Here is a 26,405-nt window from a genome sequence, read left to right as displayed (position 1 = left end):
GGAAGCGGCCCGTGCAGCGTTGGCTGCCACCGACCCGGTCGAGGCTCGCGAGGCCGCGCCAGCTGTGGTCGACGCAGCCTGAGACCGCTCTCGCGAGAGGCGCCGAGCGCCCTAGAGTGACGCCATGCTGCAGGTCGGCCTGACGGGCGGGATCGCTTCCGGGAAATCGACCGTCGCCGCGCTCCTGGTCGAGCTCGGTGCCGTGCTCATCGACGCCGACCGGATCGCGCGCGACGTGGTGGAGCTGGGCACCCCCGGCCTCGACGCCGTCAAACGCGCCTTCGGCGGGGAGGTGCTGCGAACGGACGGCTCACTCGACCGGCGACGGCTCGCCCAGCACATCTTCGACGACGACGAGGCTCGCCGGACGCTGAACGGGATCGTGCACCCGCTCGTGCGGGAGGAGACCGAGTCCCGGCTGGCCGACCTGCCGGACGACGTCGTTGTGGTGCACGACGTTCCGCTGATCGTCGAGAACGAGATGGGGGCGCAGTACCACCTCGTGGTGGTGGTCGGCGCCTCGGTTCCTCTCCGCCTGGCTCGTGCCGTGGCTCGCGGGATGGCCGAGCAGGACGCGACCGCGCGGATCGCGGCGCAGGCGGATGACGACGCGCGCCGCCGGGCAGCCGACGTCTGGCTCGACAACGAGGGCAACGAGGACCAGCTTCGCTCCGTCGTCGAGCTCCTCTGGCGGGCCCGTGTGGTGCCGTTCGCCGAGAACCTCGCCGCCGGCCACTGGGCCGAGCCTGGAGAGCTCGACGGCGGATTCGACGACCCGCGTGAGGGCGAGGCGGAGAGGCTGATGGCCAGGATCGAGCGCAGTGCCGGCGCGGACCTGACGCGACTGCGCCGCAAGAAGCGTGGCGGCGAACCCCGGATGGACGTCATCGAACTACGGGCACGCGCGGCCGCGGGCGACCTGCCGGACGACGCCCTGCTGCCGGCAGGGTTCGTCAAGGTGAGGCCGGGCGTGTTCGCGAACGCCGACCCCGGTCGTCCCGCCGTGCTCAAGATCAAGCCCGGCGGGACACCCGAGGACTAGAGCGTGTCTCCCCAACCCGGATCGGCTGCGCGACACCTGCCACGCGCGCTGGCGGCGTTGCGTCCGCTCGAAAGCCAAACCCGGGCTTCCTTCGCGAACGCGCCTTGCCATCGCACGCGGCAGGCGCCGCTCGCTCTCGACCCGGGTTGGGGAGACACGCTCTAGGCCAGCGTGGCTCTCAGGGTGATCGGCACCGCAGACAGCGCGGCCGAGACCGGGCAGCCGGTCTTCGTGTCCTCGGCAATGCGCTGGAAGTCGGCGTCGTCGATTCCCTCGACGGACGCCGTCGTGCTCAACGCGATGCCGGTGATGCCGGTGCCCGGGACGAAGCTGACCTCGGCCGAGGTGGACACGGTGGTCGGCGGCGTGCCGTTCTCGGTCAGACCGTGCGAGAGCGCCATCGAGAAGCACGAGGCGTGAGCAGCGGCGAGCAGCTCCTCGGGGGTGGTGGTGCCGCCGCCGGGCTCGGTGCGGGCCTTCCAGGAGACGTCGAAGGTGCCCACCTCCGAGGTCTCGAGCGCCGTGGAACCGGCCCCGGAGGTCAGGTCACCGTTCCAGGTGGTCGTTGCCTTGGACACTGCAGCCATGGTGTGCTCCCTGTCGATCGAGACGTTCGGTCGGTCCCATCCTGCCCCACTCGTCACGGTCCGTCACGGGCCGATCAGGGAGTTGAGGAACTCGGCGACGTCAGCGGCCTCGGCGCCGCTGATGCCGTGGCCCATCCCGGCGTAGCGGCGCTCGTCGACCTCGGTGTGTGCGGCCAAGAAGGTTCCCATCCGTTCGATCGCCGGTGTGGTCACGACGGGGTCCGCGGCGTCGTACCCCCAGAACACGGGCGGCCGGATCTGGCTCAAGGCCTCGTCGCCGGCAACCAGTCCGGGCGCCACGAAGCCCGAGAGCGCGACAACGCCCGCGAACTGCTCGGGAGCGTGCCGCAACAGCTGCACGGCCATCGCCGCGCCCTGAGAGAACCCGACCAGTGCCACCGGCCCGTGGGTGCGCACACGGGCCTGCGTGCGCTCGAGCCAGGCGAGCATCCCGCGGGAAGCAGCGTCGACATAGGCGGGGTCCGCCGAGATGCCGTCGGCGAGCAGAGGCGGAAACCACGCGTACCCGGGCATGCCACTGATGGGCAACGGTGCGCGCACGCTCGCGTACACATGGTTCGAGGGAAGGACCGAGACCAGGCTCGCGAGGTCACGCTCGTCTGCTCCGAGGCCGTGCAGCAGCACCACCAGCGCTCGGGTGGCGAGGGCATGCTCGATCTCGGCGGCGGGCACGGACCACCAGGTAGCGGCGTCGTCGAGGGGCAACTCGTTCATCGGGACATGGTCTCGCGAACCGGCCGTGCGGCGATCTCAGCCGAGCTCACCAGGAATGACGGTCTGCTGGTAGAGCGTCAGTCGCCACCGCCCGTCGCGCCACGCGTAGACGCTCGACATCACCGCGTGAAACTCGGGCGCGTCGGCACGGCATGCACGGCCCCTGTAGACGAGGATCACGGTCTCGTCTCCGAGATCGATGAGCTGTGCGTCGGTGAGCTCGTACCGGTCCCAGGTCGGTGCGTCCTTGAGCGAGGCGACCACGTCGTTGCGGTTGAGAACGAATCCGTGCGCCAGGACCATCACGGCGTCGTCGGTCATCAGCTGCGCATAGAACTCTGCCCCGGTGCCCTGGCACAGGGACGTCCAGCCCTGATGCTCCAGCTCCATCAGTTCCTCTATCGGCACGGTCATGGTTCGGGTCCTGTTCTTCTCGGTCGGAGAGGCCCGTCGCCGCTCATCCCCTGAGCGAGCGCTGCTCGTGATGTCGGTGCGTGGACGTAGCGTTGTCGTCATGCGTCCCGTCACCGATCTTCAGCGCACCGTCGCTCCCTTCGAGGTGGTCTCCGACTACACGCCGTCAGGCGACCAACCCACGGCCATCGCCGAGCTGACCGAGAGACTACGTGCCGGCGAGAAGGACATCGTGCTGCTCGGCGCGACTGGCACCGGCAAGTCTGCCACCACGGCCTGGATGATCGAGCAGGTGCAGCGGCCCACGCTCGTGATGGCACCGAACAAGACGCTCGCGGCCCAGCTGGCCACCGAGTTCCGGGAGCTGCTGCCGAACAACGCGGTCGAGTACTTCGTCTCGTACTACGACTACTACCAGCCGGAGGCGTACGTCCCCTCCACGGACACCTACATCGAGAAGGACTCCTCGATCAACGACGAGGTGGAGCGGCTGCGGCACTCGGCCACGAACTCGTTGCTGACGCGACGTGACGTGGTGGTGGTCGCCTCCGTCTCGTGCATCTACGGTCTCGGCACGCCGCAGGAGTACGTCGACCGGATGGTGCGGCTGCGTGTCGGCATGGAGGTCGACCGGGACCAGCTGCTCAGGCAGTTCGTGCAGATGCAGTACGTCCGCAACGACATGTCGTTCACCCGCGGCACGTTCCGGGTGCGCGGAGACACGATCGAGATCATCCCGGTCTACGAAGAGCTCGCGATCCGGATCGAGATGTTCGGAGACGAGATCGAGTCGATCGCAACGCTGCACCCGGTCACCGGGAATGTGATCCGGGGCGAGGACGAGATGTACCTGTTCCCAGCCACGCACTACGTCGCCGGGCCGGAACGGATGGAGCGCGCGATCGCCGGGATCGAGGCCGAACTCGCCGACCGGCTGGAAGAGTTCGAGAAGCAGGGCAAGCTGCTCGAGGCGCAACGGCTGCGGATGCGCACCTCGTACGACATCGAGATGATGCGCCAGATCGGCAGCTGTTCGGGCATCGAGAACTACTCGATGCACATCGACGGTCGCGAGCCCGGCAGCGCACCGCACACCCTGCTCGACTACTTCCCCGAGGACTTCCTGCTCGTCGTCGACGAGTCGCACGTCACGGTGCCGCAGATCGGCGCGATGTTCGAGGGCGACTACTCCCGCAAGCGGATGCTCGTGGACCACGGGTTCCGACTGCCTTCGGCCGTGGACAACCGCCCGCTCAAGTGGGAAGAGTTCCTCGACCGGATCGGGCAGACCGTCTATCTCTCTGCCACGCCGGGGAACTACGAGCTGTCGGTGTCCGACGGCGTGGTCGAGCAGATCATCCGTCCCACCGGCCTGGTCGACCCCGAGGTGGTGGTCAAGCCCACCAAGGGGCAGATCGACGACCTGCTGCACGAGATCCGAGAGCGCACCGAGCGCGAGGAGCGGGTGCTGGTCACGACGCTCACCAAGAAGATGGCCGAAGATCTCACCGACTACTTCCTCGAGCGGGACGTGCGGGTGCGGTATCTGCACTCGGAGGTGGACACACTGCGCCGCGTCGAGCTGTTGCGGGAGCTGCGCAGCGGCGTGTTCGACGTGCTGGTCGGAATCAACCTGCTCCGTGAGGGGCTCGACCTGCCCGAGGTGTCACTCGTGGCGATCCTCGATGCCGACAAGGAGGGCTTCCTGCGTTCGGAGACCTCGCTGATCCAGACGATCGGCCGTGCGGCCCGCAACGTCTCCGGACAGGTGCACATGTACGCGGACACTGTCACGCCGTCGATGAGGGCCGCGCTCGAGGAGACCGAGCGCCGCCGTGAGATCCAGGTCGCATACAACCGGGAGAACGGGATCGACCCCACGCCGCTGCGCAAGAAGATCGGCGACATCACCGACATGCTGGCGCGCGAGGATGTCGACACCAAGGAACTGCTCGCAGGCGGCTACCGGCAGCAGGGCAAGGGACGCAAGGCTCCCGTGCCCGGGCGTGGGGGAGCGGCCCCGGCGAAGGGTGCCCGCGAGGGTGCGCCCGCTGCGGAGCTCGCCGAACTGATCCAGGAGCTCTCCGACCAGATGCACGCGGCGGCCGAGGAGCTGCAGTTCGAGGTCGCGGCCCGGCTGCGTGACGAGATCCGTGACCTCAAGCGGGAGCTGCGAGAGATGACAGCCGCCACGGCCTGAGGCCGGTGCGGCGCCGGCACCAGGAGGTCAGCGGTTCCGCGCAGCCGTCGTCGTCTCCACGAGCCGGTGGAAGGTCGACTCGTCCACGGTGACGCCGGCCCGGCGCAGCGCCAGGACGCCTGCGCCCACCAGGCCGTCGTCTACGCGGTGCACGGGACCGGTCATCCCGCCGGCGCGCACCGCCGCGACCACCGACTCGTGCACGCGCGCCTGGGTGGCCACGCCGCCGCCGACCACGAGGGGACCGGGGAGTCCGGGGAGAGCTACGTCCAGCACCAGCCCCGCCAACGCGGTCACCGCGGCTTCGATGATCCCGGCCGCGACGGCGTCATCCGGATCGGCGAACGCCAGCGGCGCCAGTGCCGCGAGCCGCACGGGGGACTCGCGGTACACCAGCGCGACGAGCCGGGCGAGTGCGGCGGTCCTGCCGTTGACGTCGGGCTGATCGTCGGCGTCGATCTCAAGCATGGCCAGCACGGCGGGGGTGAGGGTGGTAGCCGGCCCGCGGCCGTCGAGCTCGAGCGCCGCGGCGCGCGCGACCTGGTGCCCGATCCAGAAGCCGGAGCCGTTGTCGCCGAGCAGCCATCCGAGCCCGTCGGCGGTCAGGTCGACCTCGCCAGCCCGTACCCGCACCGCAGTCGACCCGGTCCCTGCCACCAAGCCGTAGCCGTCAGGCTCGTGCGTGCCGGAGGCGAACATCGCCAGCAGATCGGGTTCCACCTGCGGTGACGCAGCGATGCCGAGGGCGACAAGGGTAGGGCGCAGCCACTCGTCCGCCATCCCGGCAGCCGACCCGCCTGCCATCGCGATCGTCACGGCGGCGATGTCGCTGGGCGGCACGTGCGGTGCCTGTGCCAAGGCCCCGGTGATCGCGGCACCGATCGCCTGGGCTGCCGCAGCCTCGCCGTCGGACACGGGGTTTCCGCGACCGCCCCGGCCCACCCCCAGGCAGGTGCCGTCACTGGTCAGGAGCGCGGCGCGAGTGGACGTGCCACCGGCGTCGATGCCAAGAAGATGCAGCATTGTGATCTTTCTGTGTCCTCGTTGCTCGACATCGCGCATCATATGAGAATATATTTCACGCACCCCCCAACGACGTGAGAGGGATTTTCAGTGATCGCTGGCTCGACCGAGATCGACACCACGCTGCGAGTCTCGCAGCAGGTCGAGTCTGCCCTGCCGCAGATGAGCGAGGCGATGCGGAAGATCGGGCGCGTCCTGCTGGGTGACCCGACCGCCCCGCTGCGGATGTCGATCACCGAGCTCGCGCATCGGGCGGGCGCCTCGCCCGCTACCGTCACGAGGTTCTGTCGGCTGCTCGGCTACGACGGCTACGTGCAGTTCCGCGTGGCCGTCGCCACCGACGTGGGTCGTGCGCCGACCCGTGTCGAGATCGGTACGGCGTTCCACCCCACCGATGACGCACGGGACGTGCTCCGCACCCTGCTCAGCGGTCACGTGAGCTCGCTCCAGTCCACCGCGAGCGGTGTGGACCTCGAAGCAAGTACGCGCATCGCGCACGCGGTCGCGCACTGCGGCCAGGTCGATCTCTACGGCACCGGCGGTAGCGCCGTGGTGGCGCAGGAGATGGAGCACCGGTTCTTCCGGATCGGCGTCAACACGCACGCGTGGGCGGACGTGCACACGGGCCTGGCCAGTGCCTCGATGCTCACGTCCTCCGATGTGGCGATCGGGATCTCGAACAGCGGAGAGACCGTCGAGACCATCGAGATGCTCTCACGCGCACGGGAGGGTGGCGCCCTCACAGTCGCGATCACCAGCCGGCGGAACACCCCTCTCGAGGCGGTGGCCGACGAGTGCCTGCTCGCCGCCGTCCCGAACCAGTACCTGCACCCCGCCGACCTCTCCACCAAGCACGCGCAGCTGCTCGTCCTTGACTTCATTTACATCCTCGTCATGCAAGAGGACTACGCAGGGGCAGTGGCGAAGCTCGATGTCTCGGCAGCGGCCGTGGCAACCCATCGGGCCGGCGCCGTCTCGACCACCAACCAGGAGGCCATTGCATGAGCACCGGGACGAACCCGCAGCGCGACTTCGCCGAGCAGGTCAGCAGCCGCATCGCGGAGCTCGCGGCCCTCGCGACCTCGGGCGGATTGGACGAGGCCATCGATCTGCTGGTCGCGTCGATCCGGGAAGGCGGCGTCATCCAGGCGTTCGGCACGGGTCACTCCGAGGCCTTCGCCATGGAGATCGCGGGGCGTGCCGGTGGGCTGATCCCCGCGCACCGGATCGCTCTGCGCAACGTGGTGCTGCGCGGCAGCCGCGTGGTCGAGGACCTCGTGGGTGCTGATCTCGAGCGTGACGGCACCGTGGTGCCCGAGCTGCTCGACCTCACCGATCTCCACCCCGCCGACGTGTTCGTCATCGCGAGCAACTCCGGGGTGAACTCCTCGATCGTCGGCATGGCGCTGGCGGCGAAGGAACGGGGCCACCAGGTGATCGCGGTCACCAGCCTGGCCCACACGAACGCGGTCGCTCCCAAGCACCCCAGCGGGATGCGACTGGCCGAGGTCGCTGACGTCGTCGTCGACAACCTCGCACCGTACGGCGATGCCACCGTGAGCGTAGGCGACTCCAGCGGCGCGGTCACCGTCGGCGCAGTGTCCTCGATCACGGCGGCGTACATCGCACAGGCGCTCACCATCGGCGTCGTGACCAGGCTCCTCGACGGCGGCGAGGCGCCACCCGTGTACATCTCGGCGAACGTGCCCGGCGGGGACGAGCACAACGACGCCCTCACGGCTCGCTACGGCGGCCGCATCCAGTCCCTCTAGTCCCTACAAGTCACACCTGTTTGACGGCGGCTGCACGTCAGCACCGCCCGACCACCTGAGAAAGGAACACCCCATGTCGGACTCCAAGTCCCCCCTCAGCCGCCGGAGCGTGCTGCGTGGCGCGCTGTTCACGGCCGCTGCGGTCCCGTTCGGCGTCACCCTCGCCTCGTGCGCCACCGGTGGCGGTAGCGACGACCCCACCACCGACGACGGCGGTGACGGCGAGACCAGCGCTCCTGCCGACGCCAGCAACCCCTTCGGCATCGAAGAGGGAGCCACGGTCGAGACGGTCATCTTCAACGGCGGCTACGGCGTCGACTACGTCGAGTTCGCTGCGGCGATATTCGCTGATCTGCACGGTGGGGAGGCGACGGTCGAGCCCAGCACGGAGATCACATCTGCGATGCAGCCCCGCTTCGTTGCGGGCAACCCGCCAGACCTGATCGACAACTCCGGTGCGCAGTCGATGGGCCTCAATGCGATCCTCGGCCAGCTCGAAGACCTCACCGATGTCATCGACGCCCCGAATGTGGAGGGCACGACGATCCGCGACACGCTGGTCAACCCCAACGTGCTCGACTCGGGGATCTTCGACGGCAAGCTCGCCGCCATCAACTACGTGCTCTCGCTCTACGGCATCTGGTACTCCGGGAGTCTGTTCGAGGCCAATGGCTGGACGCCTCCGACCACCTGGGAGGAGGCAAAGGCCCTCGGAGCCGCCGCCAAGGAGCAGGACAAGTACCTGTTCGTCTGGGGCAAGGAGGCTGCGACCTACTACCAGACGCTCGCGATCGACTCCGCGATCATGCAGGGCGGCGACGAGGTGCGCCTTGCGCTCGACAACCTCGAGGAGGATTGCTGGTCCAAGGATGCGATCCAGGCGGTGTTCACCGCGATGAAGGAGATCATCGACCTCGGCTACTTCAAGCCGGGCGGCTCCGGTACCGAGTTCAAGACCGCGCAGGCGCAGTGGGCGCTCGACCAGGACGCCTTGCTGTACCCCTCGGGCTCCTGGATCGAGAACGAGATGAAGCCAAACACGGCTGACGGGTTCGAGATGAGGGGCGTCCCGGCGCTTGTCGTCGACGACTCCTCGGCTATGCCCAAGACGGCGCTGCACTCCACCGCAGGAGAGCCCTACATCGTGCCGTCCGATGGTGCCAACGTCAACGGCGGCAAGGAGATCCTGCGGATCATGCTGTCGAAAGAGTCGGCGGCCAACTTCGCGAAGACTAAGCTCGCACCGACGGTGATCGCAGACACGGTCCCCGAAGATGGTTTCGGGTCGACAGCGCTGGTCTCGCAGAGCGAGATGCTCGCAGCGGCCGGTACAGACACGTTCACGCACAACTTCGTCGGCTTGTACGGCCTCAACCAGGCACAGCTCGTCGTGTGGAATGCGTTCCTCGACGGCAGCAAGAGCGTCGAGGAGCTCACGAGCGACCTCCAGGCGATCACGGATGAGGCACGGAACACGCAGGAAGTCATCCCGGTCTCGTGACCACTCCCGTCACCGGCGCCGGCGCGCCCGCAGCCCGATCTGGGGCTCGGGCGCGCCGCAAGGCGCATTGGTCCTTCGACAACATCAGCTTCTTCCTGGTGTTCCTCGTGCTGCCGTTGGCGTTGTTCCTGCTGCTCGTGATCTGGCCGTTCATCCAGGCGGTCTTCTACTCTCTGACCAACTGGGGCGGGTTCTCGCAGGACTTCGACTTCATCGGCCTCGACAACTACGTACGGCTCGTCCAGGACAAGACGTTCCTGATCGCGCTCGGCAACAACGTCAAGCTGGCCGTCGTGATCCCGATCGTGGTGATCCTCGTCGCACTGATCTTCGCCAGTCTGGTCACCGTCGGTGGGCGGGGTATCGGTCAGACCGTGGGCGTCCGGAACTCGGGCTTCTACCGGGTGGTCTCGTTCTTCCCGTACGTCATTCCGGCCGTGGTCACCGGCGTCATCTTCGCCAAGGTGTACGACCCGTCGAACGGATTGCTCAACGGCGTGCTGCCCGAGGCGCTTGAACAGAACTGGTTGGGCCAGGTGAGCACCGCTATGCCCGCCTCGATGTTCGTGATCGTGTGGGGCCTGATCGGGTTCTACATGCTGCTGTTCATCGCGGCGATCAAGGCGATCCCCGCCGAGATGTTCGAGGCCGCCCGCCTCGACGGTGCCGGACGACTGCGCACGATGTTCTCGCTGACGCTGCCGAACATCCGAGAGAACGTCCAGACCGCGTGGATCTACCTCGGGATCGCGGCTCTCGACGCCTTCGTGTTCATGCACATCCTCAACAACAGTGGCGGACCTGACAATTCGACGCTGGTCATGCCGCAGTACCTGTTCCGGCTGGCGTTCGCGCAGAACCAGTTCGGGTACGCCTCGGCGGTCGGAGTCGCGATGGCCGTGGTCACGCTGCTCTTTGCCGCCGTGATCTTCGGTCTCAACCGCCTCACCGGCGGCAGCACAAGGAGCAGCTGATGGTCGCTGAGAGCCCACGCTATTCGGCCACTCCCGGCCTGCGACCGCGCCGTGATCGTGGCCGCGGGCGAAGCGACCGCGCTGTCACCGTGACCTCGCACGTCGCTCTGGGCGTCTGGGCGATCATTGTGCTGCTGCCGCTGCTCTGGGTCTTCCTGTCCTCGTTCAAGACCGACCGCGAGATCATCGCCGGGTCGCCGCTCGCACTTCCACAGCAGTGGAACTTCGACAACTTCGTCAGGGCGTGGACCGAGGGCAAGCTCGGTCTGGCCATGTTCAACACCGTGGTGGTGGTTGGTGCGGCGCTGCTGATCGTGATGATGCTCGGTGCGATGTGTGCCTACGTGTTGGCTCGCTTCGAGTTCTTCGGTCGTCGGGCGATCTACTATCTGATGCTCGCAGGACTGACGTTCCCGGTGTTCCTGGCGATTGTGCCGCTGTTCTTCGTGCTGCAGAACCTGGGCGTCCTCAACACGCTGCCGGGGCTGATCCTCACGTACGTGGCGTTCGCGCTGCCGTTCACGGTGTTCTTCCTGTACGCGTTCTTCCAGGGGCTGCCCGGGGAGATCTCCGAGGCGGCGGCGATCGATGGGGCGGGCAACTGGCGCACGTTCTTCCAGGTGATGCTGCCGATGGCAGTCCCGGGCATGGCATCGGTCGCGATTTTCAACTTCCTGGGGCTGTGGAATCAGTACCTGCTGCCCGTCGCGCTCAACACCAAGCGGGACAACTGGGTGCTCTCGCAGGCCATCGCCTCGTTCCAGTCGCAAGCGGGCTATCAGAGTGACAACGGAACGCTCTTCGCAGCCGTGGTCATCACGATCGTGCCCGTGCTGATCGCCTACCTGTTGTTCCAACGCCAGCTGGAGGGCTCGGTCACGCAGGGGACCAACAAGTAGCCAGACCCTTGAGAGGTGAGCGGCGCCGTCGTTCTCTCGCTCTTCGCGAACACGCGGTGAGAGATCGCTCACCGTGCACGGAATCCGTGCTCGCGTGGCGTAGCCTTGCTCGAGTTGGAGGGGAGTACCCCACAAGCGGTGGTGTCGTCATCACAGTCCTGAGACGGATCAGGCTCGGTGCCATCGGCCGGGGACCACGTAGGTCCGCGGTGGGGGAGACCTCCGGTGATTGCGCTCACGACACCGGAGGTTGTATTCGTGGATGTCCCCTTGTGGCTGTGGCTTGTCACGGTCGGACTGATCGTCGTCATGCTCACGGTCGACTTCGTCGGCCACGTGCGGACGCCGCACGCCCCCTCGATCAAGGAAGCCGGCATCTGGTCGGCCGTGTACGTGGGGATCGCGGTCGTGTTCGGCGCGCTGGTGTGGTTCTTGTGGGACCACACGCACGGTGTCGCCTACTTCTCGGGCTACCTGCTGGAGAAGTCGCTCAGCCTCGACAACCTGTTCGTGTTCGTGCTGATCCTGGCGAGCTTCCGGGTGCCGCGGGAGTACCAGCAGAAGGTGCTGCTGATCGGCATCATCATCGCGCTGATCATGCGCACCGTGTTCATTATCCTCGGCGTGGCGATCGTGGACAACTTCTCGTGGGTGTTCTGGATCTTCGGCGCGTTCCTGCTGTACACGGCGTGGTCACAGCTGAACCAGAAGAATGACGAGGAAGAGGACTTCAAGGAGAACCTCGCCCTGCGTGCCGTGCGCCGGTTGTTCCCCACCACCGACGGCTACGAGGGCGACAAGATGGTCGTTCGCCGCGCCGGTCGCCTGTTCGTGACCCCGATGCTCGTGGTGATGATCGCGATCGGCAGCGCCGACCTGCTGTTCGCCGTGGACTCGATCCCCGCGATCTTCGGTGTGACCGAGCAGCTGAGCGGGGCATCCCAGGTCTACATCATCTTCGCCGCCAACGCCTTCTCGCTGCTGGGCCTGCGGCAGCTCTTCTTCCTCGTCGACGGTCTGCTCGACCGGCTGGTCTACCTCAACTACGGTTTGGCCGCGATCCTCGCTTTCATCGGCGTGAAGCTCGTCATCCACGCGATGCACACCAACGAGCTGTCCTGGCTCAACAACGGTGAGCACATCACGGTCATCCCCGAGATCGAGCCACTCATGTCGCTCGCGGTGATCATCGTGGTTCTCACGGTCACCACGGTCATGTCCCTGACAGTCGGCGCTCGACGGCACCCGCGGCCGGTTGCCGGCTCGCACGCGCCCGCCGCCGACATCGAAGACGCCCCCGCGGCCGACCCCGCGGACGACCCCCACCCGCGTTGAACGTGGTTTCAATCGGTCTATCGGGCCGGATAGGTCGAGGAACCGCACGGTCGCGTGAGGTCAGGCTGCCTGACTGAGGAGCTCACGGACATCCCGGGCGATGATTCCGCCGCGGTCCGTCGAGGTGTAGCGCAGCACGGTGACGCCCGGGATCTTGACCAGAGCGTTCTGGCGCGAGCGGTCGGTGAAGAGCGCCGCCAGCTCGCTGTGCACCTCGGCGCCGTCGATCTCGGCGATCACCCAGCCGCGGCGGGTGCGCCACCCGAGATCGCCGCGACCCACGAAGCGCCCGAACCGGTCGTACACCTCGACCTGCAGCTCGTCGGGCGGAAGCCCGTGGTCAAGGCAGTCCAGTCGTGCCCATGTCTCGGGGGGAGACTCGGCGCGGCCGTCCGCGAGCGGCCACCAGTCCTTCCACCGCGCGCTGCCTCGCCGCCCTGCGACCCGGCGCGCGATGTCGGGCAGGTCGTCCATCGTGATGCGTTCCTTGTTGAGGGCGTTGTCCAGGAGGGCGACGCCGGTCCAGCGGCTGACCTCGGGGAGCGCCTGGACAAGAGCCGTACGGACGTCGACGGTGCGATGCCCGTCGACCATCTCGACCTGGCCGGGGGAGAACCGGCGAACCGCGCAGCCTCCGGGGCCCCGCACGGATCGTGCGCCAGGGAATGCGACCTCGGGGCGCAGATCCGATGGAACGCCCCAGATCTCATGGACAGCCAGCGCGGTGAGTCCGACACAGACCGACTCCGGTCCGCCGGCCAGCTGTGCCAGCGTGATCGCACGCCTTCGCCTCAGGTCATGATCGTCCGGGCCGAGGATGGCGCAGCGCGTGTCGTACACGCCGCGGGCCACCCGCTCCCACTCGCCCCGGCGGACCGCGTCGGTGAGCTGGTCGGGTGAGAAGCCCAGGACTCGACATTGAGCCGTCGTGATCAGGCCGAGCTGCGCCGTCGAGAAGTCACAGGCTGGGGAGAGGTCGGGCGGGCGTCGCATGGCCCGATCTCAGCGCCCGATGTCGTCGGCCTGCTGCCAGGGCGACGGGGTGCTGTGGACGACGGTGCATCAGCGTGCACCTGTGGACAGCCGCGAGTGTGACGTTGTTCGACCTATGGGCGCGGATAGGCCGAGTGAAACCACGTTCAATGGGGAAGGGGGGAGGCGCGTGCCGGGTCGGGCAGGGGCGGGTGCGGCTACCAGCCTCTGGTGCGCCAGCTCTCCAGGGCAGGGCGTTCGGCACCGAGAGTGGTGCTGTCGCCGTGGCCGGGGTGCACCACCGTGTCGTCGGGGTAACGGGCGAACAGCCGGGTCTCGACGTCGTCGAGCAGGGAAGTGAAGTCCTCCGGCGATTCGGTCTTGCCGACCCCACCGGGAAACAGCGAGTCGCCGGTGAACACCATGGTGGCGGATCCGGTGCGCGCGGCGAGCGCGACCGAGCCGGGGGTGTGGCCGCGCAGCGCGATCACGTCGAAGGCGTGGGATCCGAGCGTGACGGTGTCGCCGTGGGCGAGCCGTACGTCCACCGGACTGGGAAGCGCATCGGCGTCCTCTGCGCCGGCGAGGACCTGCGCGCCGGTGGCTGCGACGACTTCCGGGAGCGCACGATGGTGATCCCAGTGCTGATGGGTGGTGAGCACAGCGGTGAGGCCACCGTTGCCGTGCGCGCTCACGAGCGCAAGGACCGCCTCGGCATCGTCGGCGGCATCGATCAGGAGCTGCTCGCCGCTGGCGGGGTCGGTCAGCACGTAGGCGTTGTTGTCCTGGTCGGAGACGCTGACCTTGTGAACCTGGAGCGCCTCGTCGCCGATCGCCAGGGCGGTGCCGTGCGGGTCCACGTGGGCGAGTCCGGTCATGGTCGCCAGGGTAGCGAGCCGGCCCCGATGATGCTGTGGGCGAACACACGCCGCGACACGCCGTCGAACAGATGTGCGATGTCGGTGCGGCGACCTACCATGACCGGGTGTCGGATTCTCTCGTCGTTCGCGGTGCGCGCGAGCACAATCTCCAGAACGTCAGCATCGAGCTCCCGCGAGACAAGCTGATCGTCTTCACCGGACTCTCCGGATCCGGGAAGTCCTCGCTCGCCTTCGACACTATCTTCGCCGAAGGTCAGCGACGGTACGTGGAATCGCTCAGCTCCTACGCACGGCAGTTCCTCGGTCAGATGGACAAGCCGGATGTCGACTTCATCGAAGGCCTCTCGCCCGCGGTGTCAATCGACCAGAAGTCCACCAACCGCAACCCACGCTCCACGGTCGGCACGATCACCGAGGTCTACGACTACCTGCGGCTGCTCTTCGCACGTGCAGGCACCCAGCACTGTCCGGTGTGCGGCGAGCGCGTGACCGCGCAGACGCCACAGCAGATCGTCGACAGGATCCGGGAGCTGCCGGAGAAGACGCGATTCCAGGTGCTCGCGCCCGTGGTGCGTGGCCGCAAGGGCGAGTACTCGGAGCTGTTCCGAGACCTGCAGAGTCGCGGCTTCGCGCGTGCGCGGGTCGATGGCGAGGTGATCCAGCTCAGCGAGCCGCCCACGCTGGAGAAGAAGCTCAAGCACGACATCGAGGTGGTCATCGACCGGCTCGTGGTCCGTGAGGGCATCAAGCAGCGGCTGACCGACTCGGTCGAGACCGCGCTCGGCCTCGCAGACGGGCTCGTCGTCATCGAGCTCGTCGATGCGGATGCCGACGACCCGGAGCGCGAGCGCAGGTTCTCCGAGAAGCGTGCGTGCCCCAACGACCACCCCCTCACGCTCGAGGAGATCGAGCCGCGCACCTTCTCGGTCAACGCCCCGTACGGCGCCTGCCCCGAGTGCACCGGCATCGGCACCAAGCTCGAGGTGGACCCCGAGCTGGTGATCCAGGATGACGAGCTGTCGATCGCCGAAGGTGCGATCGCCCCGTGGGCGCAGGGGAGCAATCAGTACTACGACCGGATCCTCGCGGCGCTCGGCGACGAGCTCAACTTCTCCGTGGACGTTCCGTGGCGCGCGCTGCCGCAGCGCGCCAAGGACGCAATCCTGCACGGCAAGGATCACAAGGTCCACGTCCGGTACCGCAACCGGTGGGGGCGTGAGCGCGCCTACACCACCGGCTTCGAGGGCGTCATCGCGTTCCTCGAGCGGCGGCATGCCGAGACGGACTCCGACATGTCGCGTGAGAAGTACGAGGGCTACATGCGGGAGGTGCCCTGCCCCGTCTGCAAGGGTGCCCGCCTCAAGCCCGAGGTCCTTGCCGTCACGGTCGGCGGGATGTCGATCGCGGATGTGTGCGCGATGCCGATCTCAGGCGCGCACCAGGTGCTTCAGGCGCTCGAGCTGGGCCAGCGTGAGGCCGCGATCGCCGGCATGGTGCTGCGAGAGATCGATGCGCGGCTCGGATTCCTGCTCGACGTCGGTCTCGACTACCTGTCGCTGTCCCGGCCTGCGGGCACGCTGTCGGGCGGGGAAGCCCAACGGATCCGGCTGGCCACACAGATCGGATCCGGTCTGGTCGGCGTGTTGTACGTCCTCGACGAGCCGAGCATCGGGCTGCACCAGCGCGACAACCGCCGGCTCATCGAGACCCTCACAAGGCTCCGCGACCTCGGCAACACGCTGATCGTCGTCGAGCACGACGAGGACACCATCCGCACGGCCGACTGGGTGGTCGACATCGGCCCCGGTGCCGGTGAGCTGGGCGGCCACATCGTCCATTCGGGCGACTACTCGGGCCTGCTCGAGGCGACGGGCTCGCTCACCGGCGACTACCTCGCCGGGCGGCGATCGATCCCGCTGCCGGCCGAACGTCGCGAACCGGCGAAGAACCGGTGGATCAAGGTCGAGGGAGCGCGCGAGCACAACCTCAAGGACGTCTCGGTGGCGTTCCCGCTCGGCTGCTTCGTGGCGGTGACAGGGGTATCAGGCTCCGGTAAGTCCACCCTCGTCAACACGATCCTCTACAACGTGCTGGCCAACGAGCTCAACGGCGCCCGCCACGTGCCCGGCCGCCACAAGCGTGTACACGGGCTGGAGCAGCTCGACAAGGTGGTGCACGTCGACCAGAGCCCGATCGGCCGCACGCCACGGTCCAACCCCGCCACCTACACCGGCGTCTGGGACCACATGCGCAAGCTGTTCGCCGAGACCACCGAGGCGAAGGTGCGTGGGTACGGGCCGGGCCGGTTCTCGTTCAAAGTGAAGGGTGGCCGCTGCGAGGCATGCTCGGGTGACGGAACGATCAAGATCGAGATGAACTTCCTCCCTGATGTCTACGTGCCGTGCGAGGTGTGTCAGGGCGCCAGGTACAACCGGGAGACGCTCGAGGTCCACTTCAAGGGCAAGACCGTCGCCGACGTGCTCGACATGCCCATCTCCGAGGCAGCTGACTTCTTCGAGGCGGTGCCGGCGATCGCACGGCACCTGCGCACGCTGGTGGATGTCGGCCTCGGATACGTGCGGCTCGGTCAGCCGGCACCGACCCTGTCGGGGGGCGAGGCGCAACGCGTCAAGCTCGCCAGCGAGTTGCAGAAGCGCTCGACCGGGCGCACGGTCTACGTACTCGACGAGCCCACCACCGGGCTGCACTTCGAGGACATCCGCAAGCTGATGGGCGTGCTGCAGGGTCTGGTCGACAAGGGCAACACGGTGATCGTGATCGAGCACAACCTCGACGTGATCAAGAACGCCGACTGGATCGTCGACATGGGTCCCGAGGGCGGTGACAAGGGCGGCACGGTGGTCGCGGAAGGTCCGCCGGAGCACGTCGCGACCGTGAAGGCCAGCCACACCGGTCAGTTCATCGCCGAGATCCTCGAGCCAGGCCGCCCCGCCCGCACCAAGAAGGTCGCGGACGTCGCAGCGCTGGCACGCCCCAAGGCACGCTCGGCGCGTCGTGCGACCAAGGCGGCGAAAGCCAAGGCAGCCCGCAGCGCCTGAGGCGACCCACCGCCGTCGGCGCGGCCCTACCGGGGTGCGAGCACCTCGGTGGCGAGCGGGGCCGTGCGCACCGGGAAGTTGACGGAGCGGGCGATGAAGCAGTGCGCGTGCGCATCGGCGTGGATCTGGGCGATCGTGTCCTCGTCGGCCTCCCCCTGCACGGTCAGCCGCGGGTGGAGTGTCACCTCGATGAACTGCCCGGCGCCGGCCGACTCGACGCGCATGGTGCCGGTGGCGCGGTCGGTGTACCCGACCACGACCACGCCCGCGCGAGCGGCCATGTGCAGCGCCCAGAGCATGTGGCACTGCGACAGCGCCGCGACGAAGAGCTCCTCGGGGTTGTAGCGAGACGCGTCGCCGCGGAATGAGGGATCCGCCGACCCCAGCAGTACCGGCTTGCCCTCGATGGCGACCTCGTGGTCGCGACTGTACGAGGTGTAGCTCGTGGTGCCCTCGGAACCGGCGCCGGTCCAGATGACGTTGACGGTGTAGTCGTGCAGGCCTCCCATTCGTCAACGCTAGCGCGCCACGCCCAGAGGGACGGCGGTTTCGTGACACCGGGTCGGCGAAACAACTGGATTCATGCTCCGCCGGGGCGCACCGAGAGCGCGTGTCGGAAGTGATTGCCTGGGTCCCAGGCCGCCTTGATCTCCTGGAGCCGGCCGTATGCCTGCCCGAAGTAGATCTCGGACCACGGCACGCCCGAGGTGTTCCACGCCGGGTCGGCCAGGTCCATGTCGGGGTAGTTGATGTAGGAGCCGCAGCTGTTCGCCGACGGTGCCGGTACACCACCCGTCGCGGCGTAGACGTCCCGATACAGATCGCGGATCCAGGCGAGGTGCCGTTCGTCCTCCGCCGCGTCGGCCCAGCCGACGAAGAAGAACAGCTCGGTCACGGCGTCGCGGTGAGCCGTGGCGGTCGCCGTGGGTGCGACGGCGTTCACCTGGCCTCCGAGCGTGTGCAGCACCACGCCGCCGCCCGGGTAGTCGTCCTGCGGGTCTCCGAGGTGGCGGTAGAGGGCGGCGATCTGCTCGTCGGTGAATCGACGACGCAACGTGCCGCCCTTGAACTTGAGCCGGTGCCGGAGGTCGGCACCCTCGGGCAGGTCCAGCAACGACTCCAGCCACGGGCGCCGACGGACCTCCCGCGTTGTGGACACATCGACGCCGCGCTCGAGTGCCGCGAGGTGCTCGGCGAGGATCTCGTCCGCACCGTCTTCGGCGGCGACCTGGCCCTCGAGCAGGATGCTGCCGGACGACCGGCGCCACAGGTAGAGCTCGCTGTAGAGCGAGGCCGACGGCGTCCCGGGAGTGGCGTTCTGCTCGCACCACTCGCCGTGGTTGCGTACGAGTCGGGTGAACCGGTCCTCGTCCATCTCGTCCCACGGCCAGCTCACCGAGAACGTGAGCACCGAGGCCGGTGGTCGTGGCAGGGGTGCCGAGCGTCGCGCCGTCTCAGGGGTGCGGAACCAGAACCGGGTGGCGATGCCGAACGAGCCGCCTCCGCCGCCGGTGTGTGCCCACCACAGGTCGTGCGCCGGATCGTCCTGATCGCGGCTCGCGATGACACTGCGTGCGGTGCCCTCGGCATCGACGACCACGACCTCGACCGCCTCCAGGTGGTCGATCGCGAGGCCGTGCAGTCGAGTGAGGTACCCGTAGCCACCGCCCGGAACATGTCCGCCGATCCCGACGTCGGGGTACAGGCCCGCGGGGATCGTCACGTCCCAGCGTTCGTGGAGCTCCCGGTACACGTCGCCGAGCCTGGCGCCGGCGTCGACCACGACAGCGTCGCGCACGGGGTCGTGTGCGACCGCGGACATCGCAGTCATATCGACGAGCACGCTGACGTCAGGGTCGTCGACGAAGCCCTCGAAGCAGTGGCCGCCGCTACGCACCGCGATCCGCTCGCCGGCGTCGATCGCCTCCTGAACGGCGGTGACCACCTGCGCGGTGCTGGTCGGCGTGACGATCCGGGCGGCGGCGCCGGTGAACCTGCGGTTGTAGCCGCGTTGCTGAAGGAGGTCGTACCGGGCGTCGCCGGGTGCGAAGGCTGGGGGCGGGGTGGTTGTGGTCTCGAGCGTCATGAGGTGATCTCCGGTGGGTTCGACAGCGGGCGGGTGGCGGTCAGGGTCTCGATGCACCGACGGCGGGCAGGATGGCTTCGTCGACGATGGCCTGCAGGCGCTCCTCGTCTGGAGGGCTCCCGGTATCGCCGACATGCTTGAGCACGAGTGCCTCGCCGATGTCGGCGACCACCGGGGTCACACGTGCGGGGTCGATGTGGCCGTGCTCGGCGTAGTGCCGCAGGACCGTGAGCGTGAAGCGACCGCCGCGAGCCTCGAAGACCTTCTCGTAGAGCTCGTCCACGAGATCGCTGTAGCGGTGCCGCTCCATGAGGACGGCCGCAGCAGCGCGTGCGGCTGGGCTCTGCACCCATGCCACCAGCTGGCGTAGTGCGCGGAGCAGGTCGCCGCGCAGGTCGTCCGCGTGCAGCGACGCCTGCTCCTGCGGGTGCAGTCGATAGAGCGCGTCCAGCAGGATCGCCTGCGGCGTGTCCCAGCGTCGATACAACGATGTCTTGGCGGTCCCGGAGCGCTCGGCGATGCCTTCCATGGTCAGCCCGCCGATTCCGGCTTCCGCCACCTCGGTGATGGCCGCATCATGTACGGCCGCCACGATGTCGGCGGCGTTGCGTCGTCTCCGGCGGGCGGCGGTGTGACTCTCATCGGAGGGCATGACGCGATTCTAAGATACGGATACGTAGCCACGCAACCGTATCTAGCGTGTGAGTGTCCGGGGTCCGGCCTACTCTGGGCGCATGGCGGATCCGCGGAGCTATCGACCGAAGGCGAGCGAGATCCCCACCCAGCCGGGCGTCTACAAGTTCCGCGACCAGCACGGTCGGGTGATCTACGTCGGGAAGGCGATCTCGCTTCGGCAGCGGCTGTCCTCGTACTTCGCCGAACTCGGCACCCTGCACCCGCGGACCCGACAGATGGTGACCACTGCGGCGGGCGTCGAGTGGACCGTGGTCACCACCGAGGTCGAGGCGTTGCAGCTGGAGTACGCCTGGATCAAGGAGTTCGACCCGCGGTTCAACGTCAAGTACCGCGATGACAAGTCGTACCCGTTCCTCGCTGTGACGATGGGCGAGGAGTTCCCACGTGTGCAGGTGATGCGCGGCAAGAAGCGCAAGGGCACGCGGTACTTCGGCCCGTACTCGCACGCGTGGGCGATCCGCGAGACCGTGGACCTGCTGCTGCGGGTGTTCCCGATCCGGTCCTGCTCGGCCGGGGTGTTCAAGCGTGCGGCGCAAACGGGTCGTCCGTGCCTGCTGGGCTACATCGACAAGTGCAGCGCTCCGTGCGTGGGCCGAGTCGATGCCGACGCGCACCGCGACCTCGCCGAGGACTTCTGTTCGTTCATGGCCGGCGACAGCGCCACCTACGTTCGGCGCCTCGAGGCTGAGATGAAGCAGGCCTCGAGCGAGCTGGAGTTCGAGCGGGCCGCACGGCTGCGGGACGATCTCGGCGCGCTGCGCAAGGTGCTCGACAGGAATGCGGTGGTGCTGCCCGAGCGCACCGACGCCGATGTCTTCGCGATGGCCACCGACGAACTGGAGGCCTCGGTGCAGGTGTTCCACGTGCGCGGCGGCCGGATCCGTGGTCAGCGAGGCTGGGTGACCGAGCGCGTCGAGGAGCTGAGCGACGGCGAGATGGTGGACCGGCTGCTGCTGCAGGTCTACGGCGATGCTGAGGTGGGCGATACCGACACCATCCCGCGCGAGGTGATCGTGCCCACGGTGCCGGAGGACGTCGCCGATCTCGAGTCGCTGCTCAGCTCGGTCCGCGGCTCTCGGGTGGGTATCCGGGTGGCTCAGCGCGGCGACAAGCGCGCGCTCGCCGAGACCGTGCACCGCAACGCGGAGCAGGCGCTCGCGCTGCACAAGACCCGGCGCGCCGGCGACCTGACTGCGCGTTCGCTCGCGTTGCAGGAGCTGCAGGAGCAGCTCGCCCTGTCCGAGTCGCCGCTGCGGATCGAGTGTTACGACGTCTCACACACCGGCGGCACTGAGCAGGTCGCCTCGATGGTGGTGTTCGAGGATGGTCTGCCCCGCAAAGGTGAGTACCGGCACTTCGTGGTTCGCGGTGAGGACGGCGAGGGGGCTCGGGACGACACCGAGGCCATGTATGAGGTACTCACGCGCCGGTTCCGGCGCTACCTCGTGGACGCGTCCGGGTCGCCCGACGAGGCCGAGACTCACCCTGAGCCGGAGCCGGTCGACCAGGAGTCGGCAGGCCGGCGCCCCAAACGGTTCGCGTATCCGCCGAACCTCGTGGTGGTCGACGGCGGTGCCCCCCAGGTCGCGGCCGCCCAACGGGCCTTGTCCGACCTAGGTGTCGTGGACGTGGCGATCGTCGGACTCGCCAAGCGGCTCGAGGAGGTGTGGGTCCCGGGGGAGGAGTTCCCGCTCGTGCTGCCCCGGACCTCGGAGGGCCTGTATCTGCTGCAGCGGGTCCGCGACGAGGCGCACAGGTTCGCGATCACCCACCATCGCAAGCGCCGTGCGAAGCGCATGACTCGCTCCGAGCTGGAGGGAGTTCCCGGGCTCGGTCCGACCCGCCAGGCGTCGCTGCTGCGGGTGTTCGGCTCGGTGAGGAACATTCGATCGGCCACCGTCGAGGAGATCGCAGCGGTGCCCGGGATCGGTCCGAAGATGGCGCAGAGCGTGGCCGAGGCGCTCGCCGCACCTGCGGATGTCTGAGATCCTCGGAGCATGATCGACGCACAGGGCGACGCGACGGGCCACGACGAGGCGCCACCCACGGTCCCGGCAGGCATCCCGCTGCTGGAGCAGCAGACCACGATGCCTGCGGGGGAGCGACCCGAGGTCATCATCGTGACCGGCATGTCCGGTGCCGGCCGTACCCGCGCCGCTGCGGTGCTCGAGGACCTCGATTGGTACGTGGTGGACAACCTCCCGCCGCGGATGCTGCTGCCGCTGGCCGGCATGCTGGCACCTGGCGACGGCGGGGTGAAGCGTCTCGCGGTCGTGCTCGACGTGCGAAGCCGCGAGTTCTTCTCCGACCTGATGGAGGTGCTGGACGATCTGCGTAGTCAGCGCATCGACTACCGGATCGTGTTCCTCGACGCGTCCGACGAGACCCTGGTCCGGCGGTTCGAACAGGTGCGGCGGCCGCACCCGCTGCAGGGTGATGGACGCATGCTCGACGGGCTCCAGCGCGAGCGTGCCCTGCTCGAGCACGTCCGGGACAGGGCAGACGTGACGATCGACACCAGCAACCTGTCGGTGCACGACCTCGCGCGGGCGGTGCGGGACGTCGTCGCCGCCGAGAACGAGAAGGGGCTCCGGCTCACGGTGGTCAGCTTCGGCTTCAAGTACGGGCTGCCGCTGGATGCCGATCACGTGGTCGATGCACGATTCCTGTCCAACCCGTACTGGGTGACCGAGCTGAGGCACCTCACGGGCAAGGATGAGCCGGTGCGCGACTACGTGCTCGGGCTGCCGGGAGCGCGCCCGTTCCTCGAGCGCTATCTCGATGCGCTGGAGCCGATCCTGCCGGGCTACGTGCAGGAGCAGAAGCCGTACGTGACGATAGCCATCGGCTGCACGGGCGGCAAGCACCGCTCGGTCGCGCTGACCGAGGCGCTGGCGGCCGGCCTGCGCGAGCGCGGCTACGGCGCCACGACCATCCACAGAGACCTGGGGCGGGAGTGAGCGCTCGACCCGGAGCGCGGCGGCGCGGCCGCAGAGCGCCCTCCCTGCGCGTCGCTGCACTGGGTGGGGGGCATGGCCTCGCGGCCACGTTGCAAGCGTTGCGGCACGTCACGTCCGATGTCACAGCCGTCGTGACGGTCGCCGACGACGGCGGTTCCTCCGGTCGGCTCCGCGCCGAGATGGACGTGCTCCCTCCCGGCGACCTGCGCATGGCGATCTCCGCGCTCTGCGAGAGCTCGGAGTGGGGACAGACGTGGCGCGACGTGCTGCAGCACCGCTTCCACACCGACGGCGAGCTTGACGGCCACGCCGTGGGCAACCTGCTGCTGGTCGCGACGTGGCAGCTCCTCGGCGACACGGTGGCCGGCCTGGACCTGATCGGACAGTTGCTCGGTGCGAACGGCCGAGTGCTGCCGATGGCGACCACGCCGCTCGCGATCGAGGCGGATGTGCGCCAGCGAGACCAGCCGGACGCGCCGCCGTTGCTGATCCGCGGGCAGAGTCGGGTGGCTGTGACCTCAGGGACGGTCGAGCGGATCCGGCTGCAGCCGGAGGACGCGGAGTCGTGCCCCGAGGCGGTGGCCGCCATCGAGCAGGCGGACTGGGTGATCCTCGGACCCGGCTCGTGGTTCACCTCCGTGATGCCGCACCTGTTGCTGCCCGGCATCCGGGAGGCGTTGCATCGCACCTCCGGCCGGCTGGCGCTGACGCTCAATCTGGCGCAGCAGCCTGGGGAGACAGCCGGATACTCTGCTGCCGACCATCTGCGCTCGTTGCACGACTACGCGCCTGACCTGCGTGTCGACGTCGTGGTCGCCGATCCCTCCGCGATCGAGGACCTCGACGACCTGCTCAGATGCGCAAGGATGCTGGGAGCGCGGGTGCTGCTCAGACAGGTCGGTGTCGGTGACGGCACCCCTCGGCACGACCCGTTGCGTCTGGCAGCGGCTTATCGTGATGCGTTCGAAGGAATCTTGGGAGACGTGGGAGAGAGCACCCGGTGAATGGCAGGATGTCGCTCATGTCGTTGACCGCCGACGTGAAGGATGAGCTCGCTCGGTTGCGCGTCGACAAGGTGTCGGCCCGCAAGGCCGAGGTCGCCGCCACGCTGCGGTTCGCCGGTGGTCTGCACATCATCTCCGGGCGGATCGTCATCGAGGCGGAGTTGGACACGGGGATCGCTGCGCGGAGGCTTCGGGTCACGATCGCCGAGGTGTACGGGCACGCGAGCGACGTCATCGTCGTCTCCGGTGGTGCCTTGCGGCGTGGGAACCGGTACGTGGTCCGCGTGGTCAAGGACGGTGAGGCGCTCGCGCGCCAGACCGGGCTGCTGGACTCGCGTGGTCGGCCCGTGCGCGGACTGCCGCCGCAGGTGGTCTCCGCCAGCCTCAACGATGCCGTGGCTGCCTGGCGCGGTGCGTTCCTCGCGCATGGTTCCCTCACCGAGCCGGGGCGGTCGGCCGCGCTCGAGGTCACCTGCCCGGGTCCCGAGGCGGCGCTTGCGCTCGTCGGCGCGGCGCGCAGGCTCGGCATCGCCGCGAAGGCGCGTGAGGTGCGTGGGGTGGACCGCGTGGTGATCCGTGACGGTGACGCGATCAGCGCGATGCTCACACGGATGGGTGCGCACGACGCGGTGCTCGCCTGGGAGGAGCGCCGGATGCGGCGCGAGGTCCGCGGCACAGCGAACCGCCTCGCCAACTTCGACGACGCCAACTTGCGACGGTCGGCACAGGCCGCCGTCGCGGCCGGGGCACGGGTCCAGCGCGCGTTCGAGATCCTCGGTGACGAGGTGCCAGACCACCTGCAACAGGCAGGTCGGCTGCGGCTCGAGCACAAGCAGGCGAGCCTGGAGGAGCTGGGCCAGCTCGCTGACCCGCCGCTCACGAAGGACGCGGTGGCCGGCCGCATCCGGCGGCTGCTCGCCATGGCGGACAAGAAGGCGAACGACGACGGGATCCCCGACACCGAGGCCAGCCTCACCCAGGAGATGCTCGACAGCCTGTGAGCGTGGCACCCCTTGTCAGCCACCGGCGCGCCGCCGCGAGCGCTCGGTGCCCGCGCCGCCCCGCCCAGGTCGGCGTCGGCAGCGGCCCCGGTGTGGGACGTCTCACGGACCAATGGGCCGGGTGGGAACGGGTCAAGGCGGTGTAACGTGAGGTCCGCCGATGACGCCGCGGATGCTTGGCGTCCGCGACGCAGCGGGACCACGTCGTCAGACGCGGCCTCCTTCCGGGAGACTTCGCCTGCGAACCAGATCGAACCGCGCGCGAGGCGCGCCAGGAGGACAACGTGACCATTCGCGTCGGAATCAACGGCTTCGGCCGGATCGGGCGGAACTTCTACCGGGCGGTCCTCGCCTCGGGTGCCGACATCGAGGTCGTCGGCGTGAACGACCTGACCGACAACAAGACCCTCGCTCACCTGCTCAAGTACGACACCGTGCTCGGTGTGCTTCCGCAGTCGGTGAGCCACGACGACGAGAGCATCATCGTCGACGGCAAGGCCATCCGTGCCCTGGCCGAGCGTGAGCCGGCGAACCTGCCTTGGGGCGACCTCGGTGCGGACATCGTCATCGAGTCGACCGGCTTCTTCACCGACGCGACCAAGGCGAAGGCGCACATCGACGCCGGCGCCAAGAAGGTCATCATCTCCGCCCCGGCCAAGAACGAGGACGCCACGTTCGTCGTGGGCGTGAACCACACGGACTACGACCCGGCCACGCAGCACATCATCTCCAACGCGTCCTGCACCACGAACTGCCTCGCGCCGCTGGCGAAGGCACTCAACGACGCGATCGGCATCGAGCGTGGCCTCATGACCACGATCCACGCCTACACCGGCGACCAGAACCTGCAGGACGGCCCGCACAAGGACCTGCGCCGCGCCCGCGCGGCCGCGCAGAACATCGTCCCCACCACCACCGGTGCGGCCAAGGCCGTGGCGCTGGTGCTGCCGGAGCTGGCCGGCAAGCTCGACGGGTACGCGCTGCGCGTCCCGACGATCACCGGCTCCGCCACCGACCTCACCTTCACCGCCTCGCGTGAGGTGACGGTCGAGGAGGTCAACGCCGCCGTGAAGGCTGCCGCCGAGGGTGCGATGGCCGGCACGCTGGAGTACACCGAGGACGAGATCGTCTCCTCGGACATCATCACCAACCCGCACCAGAGCATCTTCGACGCCGGCCTGACCAAGGTGTCGGGCAACCTCGTCAAGGTCGTCTCCTGGTACGACAACGAGTGGGGCTACAGCAGCAGCCTCGTCAAGCTGAC

General features: G+C 68.3%; 23 protein-coding genes. 14 read left to right on the top strand and 9 right to left on the bottom strand.

Features of this window, described 5'->3' with window-relative positions; all coding sequences use genetic code 11:
- Positions 1–124 precede the first annotated feature (124 nt).
- A complete protein-coding gene (gene coaE, locus ACOJSN_RS15640; RefSeq protein WP_420113419.1) occupies positions 125–1,042 on the top strand; it encodes a dephospho-CoA kinase in 918 nt (305 codons plus the stop codon).
- Between the two features lie 161 nt (positions 1,043–1,203).
- On the opposite strand, the gene ACOJSN_RS15635 is transcribed toward coaE, so the two are convergent.
- The 3 genes from ACOJSN_RS15635 to ACOJSN_RS15625 all read right to left on the bottom strand — a co-directional run bounded on the left by ACOJSN_RS15635 (position 1,204) and on the right by ACOJSN_RS15625 (position 2,778).
- Positions 1,204–1,629 carry an OsmC family peroxiredoxin gene (locus ACOJSN_RS15635; RefSeq protein WP_420113418.1) on the bottom strand — a complete coding sequence of 142 codons (426 nt, stop codon included), beginning with the start codon at positions 1,627–1,629 and terminating at the stop codon, positions 1,204–1,206.
- Positions 1,630–1,692: 63 nt separating this feature from the next.
- The gene (locus ACOJSN_RS15630; protein ID WP_420113417.1) at positions 1,693–2,364 is read right to left on the bottom strand and encodes an alpha/beta hydrolase; all 672 of its coding nucleotides are present in this window, start codon (positions 2,362–2,364) and stop codon (positions 1,693–1,695) included.
- Positions 2,365–2,400: 36 nt separating this feature from the next.
- Positions 2,401–2,778: a nuclear transport factor 2 family protein gene (locus tag ACOJSN_RS15625; RefSeq protein WP_420113416.1), complete on the bottom strand. Its 378-nt coding sequence runs from the start codon at positions 2,776–2,778 to the stop codon at positions 2,401–2,403.
- Positions 2,779–2,878: 100 nt separating this feature from the next.
- Between ACOJSN_RS15625 and uvrB the strand changes: the two genes are divergently transcribed.
- A complete protein-coding gene (gene uvrB, locus ACOJSN_RS15620; RefSeq protein WP_420113415.1) occupies positions 2,879–4,978 on the top strand; it encodes an excinuclease ABC subunit UvrB in 2,100 nt (699 codons plus the stop codon).
- 27 nt (positions 4,979–5,005) lie between these two features.
- On the opposite strand, the gene ACOJSN_RS15615 is transcribed toward uvrB, so the two are convergent.
- The gene (locus ACOJSN_RS15615) at positions 5,006–6,001 is read right to left on the bottom strand and encodes an N-acetylglucosamine kinase (protein ID WP_420113414.1); all 996 of its coding nucleotides are present in this window, start codon (positions 5,999–6,001) and stop codon (positions 5,006–5,008) included.
- A 90-nt stretch (positions 6,002–6,091) separates the two neighbouring features.
- Here ACOJSN_RS15615 and ACOJSN_RS15610 point away from each other — a divergent pair, with 90 nt between their 5' ends.
- The 6 genes from ACOJSN_RS15610 to ACOJSN_RS15585 all read left to right on the top strand — a co-directional run bounded on the left by ACOJSN_RS15610 (position 6,092) and on the right by ACOJSN_RS15585 (position 12,482).
- Complete coding sequence (locus ACOJSN_RS15610) at positions 6,092–7,006, top strand: MurR/RpiR family transcriptional regulator (protein WP_420113413.1); 915 nt, start codon at positions 6,092–6,094, stop codon at positions 7,004–7,006.
- Complete coding sequence (locus tag ACOJSN_RS15605) at positions 7,003–7,773, top strand: sugar isomerase domain-containing protein (RefSeq protein ID WP_420113412.1); 771 nt, start codon at positions 7,003–7,005, stop codon at positions 7,771–7,773. Before ACOJSN_RS15610 ends, ACOJSN_RS15605 begins: the two co-directional genes overlap by 4 nt.
- Before the next feature lie 73 nt (positions 7,774–7,846).
- Positions 7,847–9,274 carry an N-acetylglucosamine/diacetylchitobiose ABC transporter substrate-binding protein gene (ngcE, locus tag ACOJSN_RS15600; protein WP_420113411.1) on the top strand — a complete coding sequence of 476 codons (1,428 nt, stop codon included), beginning with the start codon at positions 7,847–7,849 and terminating at the stop codon, positions 9,272–9,274.
- Complete coding sequence (locus ACOJSN_RS15595; protein ID WP_420113410.1) at positions 9,271–10,248, top strand: carbohydrate ABC transporter permease; 978 nt, start codon at positions 9,271–9,273, stop codon at positions 10,246–10,248. Before ngcE ends, ACOJSN_RS15595 begins: the two co-directional genes overlap by 4 nt.
- Positions 10,248–11,147 carry a carbohydrate ABC transporter permease gene (locus tag ACOJSN_RS15590; protein ID WP_420113409.1) on the top strand — a complete coding sequence of 300 codons (900 nt, stop codon included), beginning with the start codon at positions 10,248–10,250 and terminating at the stop codon, positions 11,145–11,147. The genes ACOJSN_RS15595 and ACOJSN_RS15590 overlap by 1 nt, the downstream gene beginning before the upstream one ends.
- 258 nt (positions 11,148–11,405) lie before the next feature.
- Positions 11,406–12,482, top strand: a complete 1,077-nt coding sequence (locus ACOJSN_RS15585) for a TerC family protein (protein WP_420113408.1) — start codon at positions 11,406–11,408, stop codon at positions 12,480–12,482.
- A 60-nt stretch (positions 12,483–12,542) separates the two neighbouring features.
- On the opposite strand, the gene ACOJSN_RS15580 is transcribed toward ACOJSN_RS15585, so the two are convergent.
- Positions 12,543–13,475, bottom strand: a complete 933-nt coding sequence (locus tag ACOJSN_RS15580; protein WP_420113407.1) for a type IV toxin-antitoxin system AbiEi family antitoxin domain-containing protein — start codon at positions 13,473–13,475, stop codon at positions 12,543–12,545.
- 197 nt (positions 13,476–13,672) lie between these two features.
- On the bottom strand, positions 13,673–14,332 hold the full coding sequence (locus tag ACOJSN_RS15575) for an MBL fold metallo-hydrolase (protein ID WP_420113406.1): 660 nt from the start codon (positions 14,330–14,332) through the stop codon (positions 13,673–13,675).
- Positions 14,333–14,403: 71 nt separating this feature from the next.
- On the opposite strand from ACOJSN_RS15575, the gene uvrA reads away from it, so the two are divergent.
- Positions 14,404–17,394 (top strand): excinuclease ABC subunit UvrA, encoded by a 2,991-nt coding sequence (gene uvrA, locus ACOJSN_RS15570; RefSeq protein ID WP_420113420.1) that lies wholly within the window; start codon positions 14,404–14,406, stop codon positions 17,392–17,394.
- Positions 17,395–17,420: 26 nt separating this feature from the next.
- On the opposite strand, the gene ACOJSN_RS15565 is transcribed toward uvrA, so the two are convergent.
- The 3 genes from ACOJSN_RS15565 to ACOJSN_RS15555 form a co-directional block, all read right to left on the bottom strand.
- On the bottom strand, positions 17,421–17,903 hold the full coding sequence (locus ACOJSN_RS15565) for an OsmC family protein (protein WP_420113405.1): 483 nt from the start codon (positions 17,901–17,903) through the stop codon (positions 17,421–17,423).
- Between the two features lie 71 nt (positions 17,904–17,974).
- Complete coding sequence (locus tag ACOJSN_RS15560) at positions 17,975–19,480, bottom strand: FAD-binding oxidoreductase (RefSeq protein ID WP_420113404.1); 1,506 nt, start codon at positions 19,478–19,480, stop codon at positions 17,975–17,977.
- A gap of 40 nt (positions 19,481–19,520) precedes the next feature.
- Positions 19,521–20,132, bottom strand: a complete 612-nt coding sequence (locus ACOJSN_RS15555; protein WP_420113403.1) for a TetR/AcrR family transcriptional regulator — start codon at positions 20,130–20,132, stop codon at positions 19,521–19,523.
- Between the two features lie 82 nt (positions 20,133–20,214).
- Between ACOJSN_RS15555 and uvrC the strand changes: the two genes are divergently transcribed.
- The 5 genes from uvrC to gap all read left to right on the top strand — a co-directional run.
- Complete coding sequence (uvrC, locus tag ACOJSN_RS15550) at positions 20,215–22,161, top strand: excinuclease ABC subunit UvrC (RefSeq protein WP_420113402.1); 1,947 nt, start codon at positions 20,215–20,217, stop codon at positions 22,159–22,161.
- Positions 22,162–22,173: 12 nt separating this feature from the next.
- On the top strand, positions 22,174–23,136 hold the full coding sequence (gene rapZ / locus ACOJSN_RS15545) for an RNase adapter RapZ (protein ID WP_420113401.1): 963 nt from the start codon (positions 22,174–22,176) through the stop codon (positions 23,134–23,136).
- Positions 23,133–24,140, top strand: a complete 1,008-nt coding sequence (locus ACOJSN_RS15540; RefSeq protein ID WP_420113400.1) for a gluconeogenesis factor YvcK family protein — start codon at positions 23,133–23,135, stop codon at positions 24,138–24,140. The genes rapZ and ACOJSN_RS15540 overlap by 4 nt, the downstream gene beginning before the upstream one ends.
- Before the next feature lie 17 nt (positions 24,141–24,157).
- The gene (gene whiA, locus ACOJSN_RS15535; protein ID WP_420113399.1) at positions 24,158–25,141 is read left to right on the top strand and encodes a DNA-binding protein WhiA; all 984 of its coding nucleotides are present in this window, start codon (positions 24,158–24,160) and stop codon (positions 25,139–25,141) included.
- Between the two features lie 284 nt (positions 25,142–25,425).
- Positions 25,426–26,405, top strand: a 980-nt coding sequence (gap, locus tag ACOJSN_RS15530; RefSeq protein ID WP_420113398.1) for a type I glyceraldehyde-3-phosphate dehydrogenase, incomplete at its 3' end; no start/stop codon positions are given.

Origin of the sequence: Pseudactinotalea sp., from assembly GCF_048594945.1 — a bacterium.
GTDB lineage: Bacteria > Actinomycetota > Actinomycetes > Actinomycetales > Beutenbergiaceae > Pseudactinotalea.
Note: the sequence above shows the minus strand (reverse complement) of the source record. Positions and strands in the feature narration are given on the sequence as shown.

What these genes read in the sequence shown, in the direction of transcription:
- ngcE (WP_420113411.1), top strand. Translation starts at nt 7,847, where the DNA reads ATGTCGGACTCCAAGTCCCCCCTCAGCCGCCGGAGCGTGCTGCGTGGC.
- ACOJSN_RS15560 (WP_420113404.1), bottom strand. Translation starts at nt 19,480, where the DNA reads ATGACGCTCGAGACCACAACCACCCCGCCCCCAGCCTTCGCACCCGGC.
- ACOJSN_RS15555 (WP_420113403.1), bottom strand. Translation starts at nt 20,132, where the DNA reads ATGCCCTCCGATGAGAGTCACACCGCCGCCCGCCGGAGACGACGCAAC.
- ACOJSN_RS15605 (WP_420113412.1), top strand. Translation starts at nt 7,003, where the DNA reads ATGAGCACCGGGACGAACCCGCAGCGCGACTTCGCCGAGCAGGTCAGC.
- ACOJSN_RS15635 (WP_420113418.1), bottom strand. Translation starts at nt 1,629, where the DNA reads ATGGCTGCAGTGTCCAAGGCAACGACCACCTGGAACGGTGACCTGACC.
- rapZ (WP_420113401.1), top strand. Translation starts at nt 22,174, where the DNA reads ATGATCGACGCACAGGGCGACGCGACGGGCCACGACGAGGCGCCACCC.
- ACOJSN_RS15590 (WP_420113409.1), top strand. Translation starts at nt 10,248, where the DNA reads ATGGTCGCTGAGAGCCCACGCTATTCGGCCACTCCCGGCCTGCGACCG.
- coaE (WP_420113419.1), top strand. Translation starts at nt 125, where the DNA reads ATGCTGCAGGTCGGCCTGACGGGCGGGATCGCTTCCGGGAAATCGACC.
- ACOJSN_RS15565 (WP_420113405.1), bottom strand. Translation starts at nt 17,903, where the DNA reads ATGGGAGGCCTGCACGACTACACCGTCAACGTCATCTGGACCGGCGCC.
- whiA (WP_420113399.1), top strand. Translation starts at nt 24,158, where the DNA reads ATGTCGTTGACCGCCGACGTGAAGGATGAGCTCGCTCGGTTGCGCGTC.
- uvrA (WP_420113420.1), top strand. Translation starts at nt 14,404, where the DNA reads ATGTGCGATGTCGGTGCGGCGACCTACCATGACCGGGTGTCGGATTCT.
- ACOJSN_RS15615 (WP_420113414.1), bottom strand. Translation starts at nt 6,001, where the DNA reads ATGCTGCATCTTCTTGGCATCGACGCCGGTGGCACGTCCACTCGCGCC.
- ACOJSN_RS15575 (WP_420113406.1), bottom strand. Translation starts at nt 14,332, where the DNA reads ATGACCGGACTCGCCCACGTGGACCCGCACGGCACCGCCCTGGCGATC.
- ACOJSN_RS15580 (WP_420113407.1), bottom strand. Translation starts at nt 13,475, where the DNA reads ATGCGACGCCCGCCCGACCTCTCCCCAGCCTGTGACTTCTCGACGGCG.
- ACOJSN_RS15630 (WP_420113417.1), bottom strand. Translation starts at nt 2,364, where the DNA reads ATGAACGAGTTGCCCCTCGACGACGCCGCTACCTGGTGGTCCGTGCCC.
- ACOJSN_RS15625 (WP_420113416.1), bottom strand. Translation starts at nt 2,778, where the DNA reads ATGACCGTGCCGATAGAGGAACTGATGGAGCTGGAGCATCAGGGCTGG.
- uvrB (WP_420113415.1), top strand. Translation starts at nt 2,879, where the DNA reads ATGCGTCCCGTCACCGATCTTCAGCGCACCGTCGCTCCCTTCGAGGTG.
- uvrC (WP_420113402.1), top strand. Translation starts at nt 20,215, where the DNA reads ATGGCGGATCCGCGGAGCTATCGACCGAAGGCGAGCGAGATCCCCACC.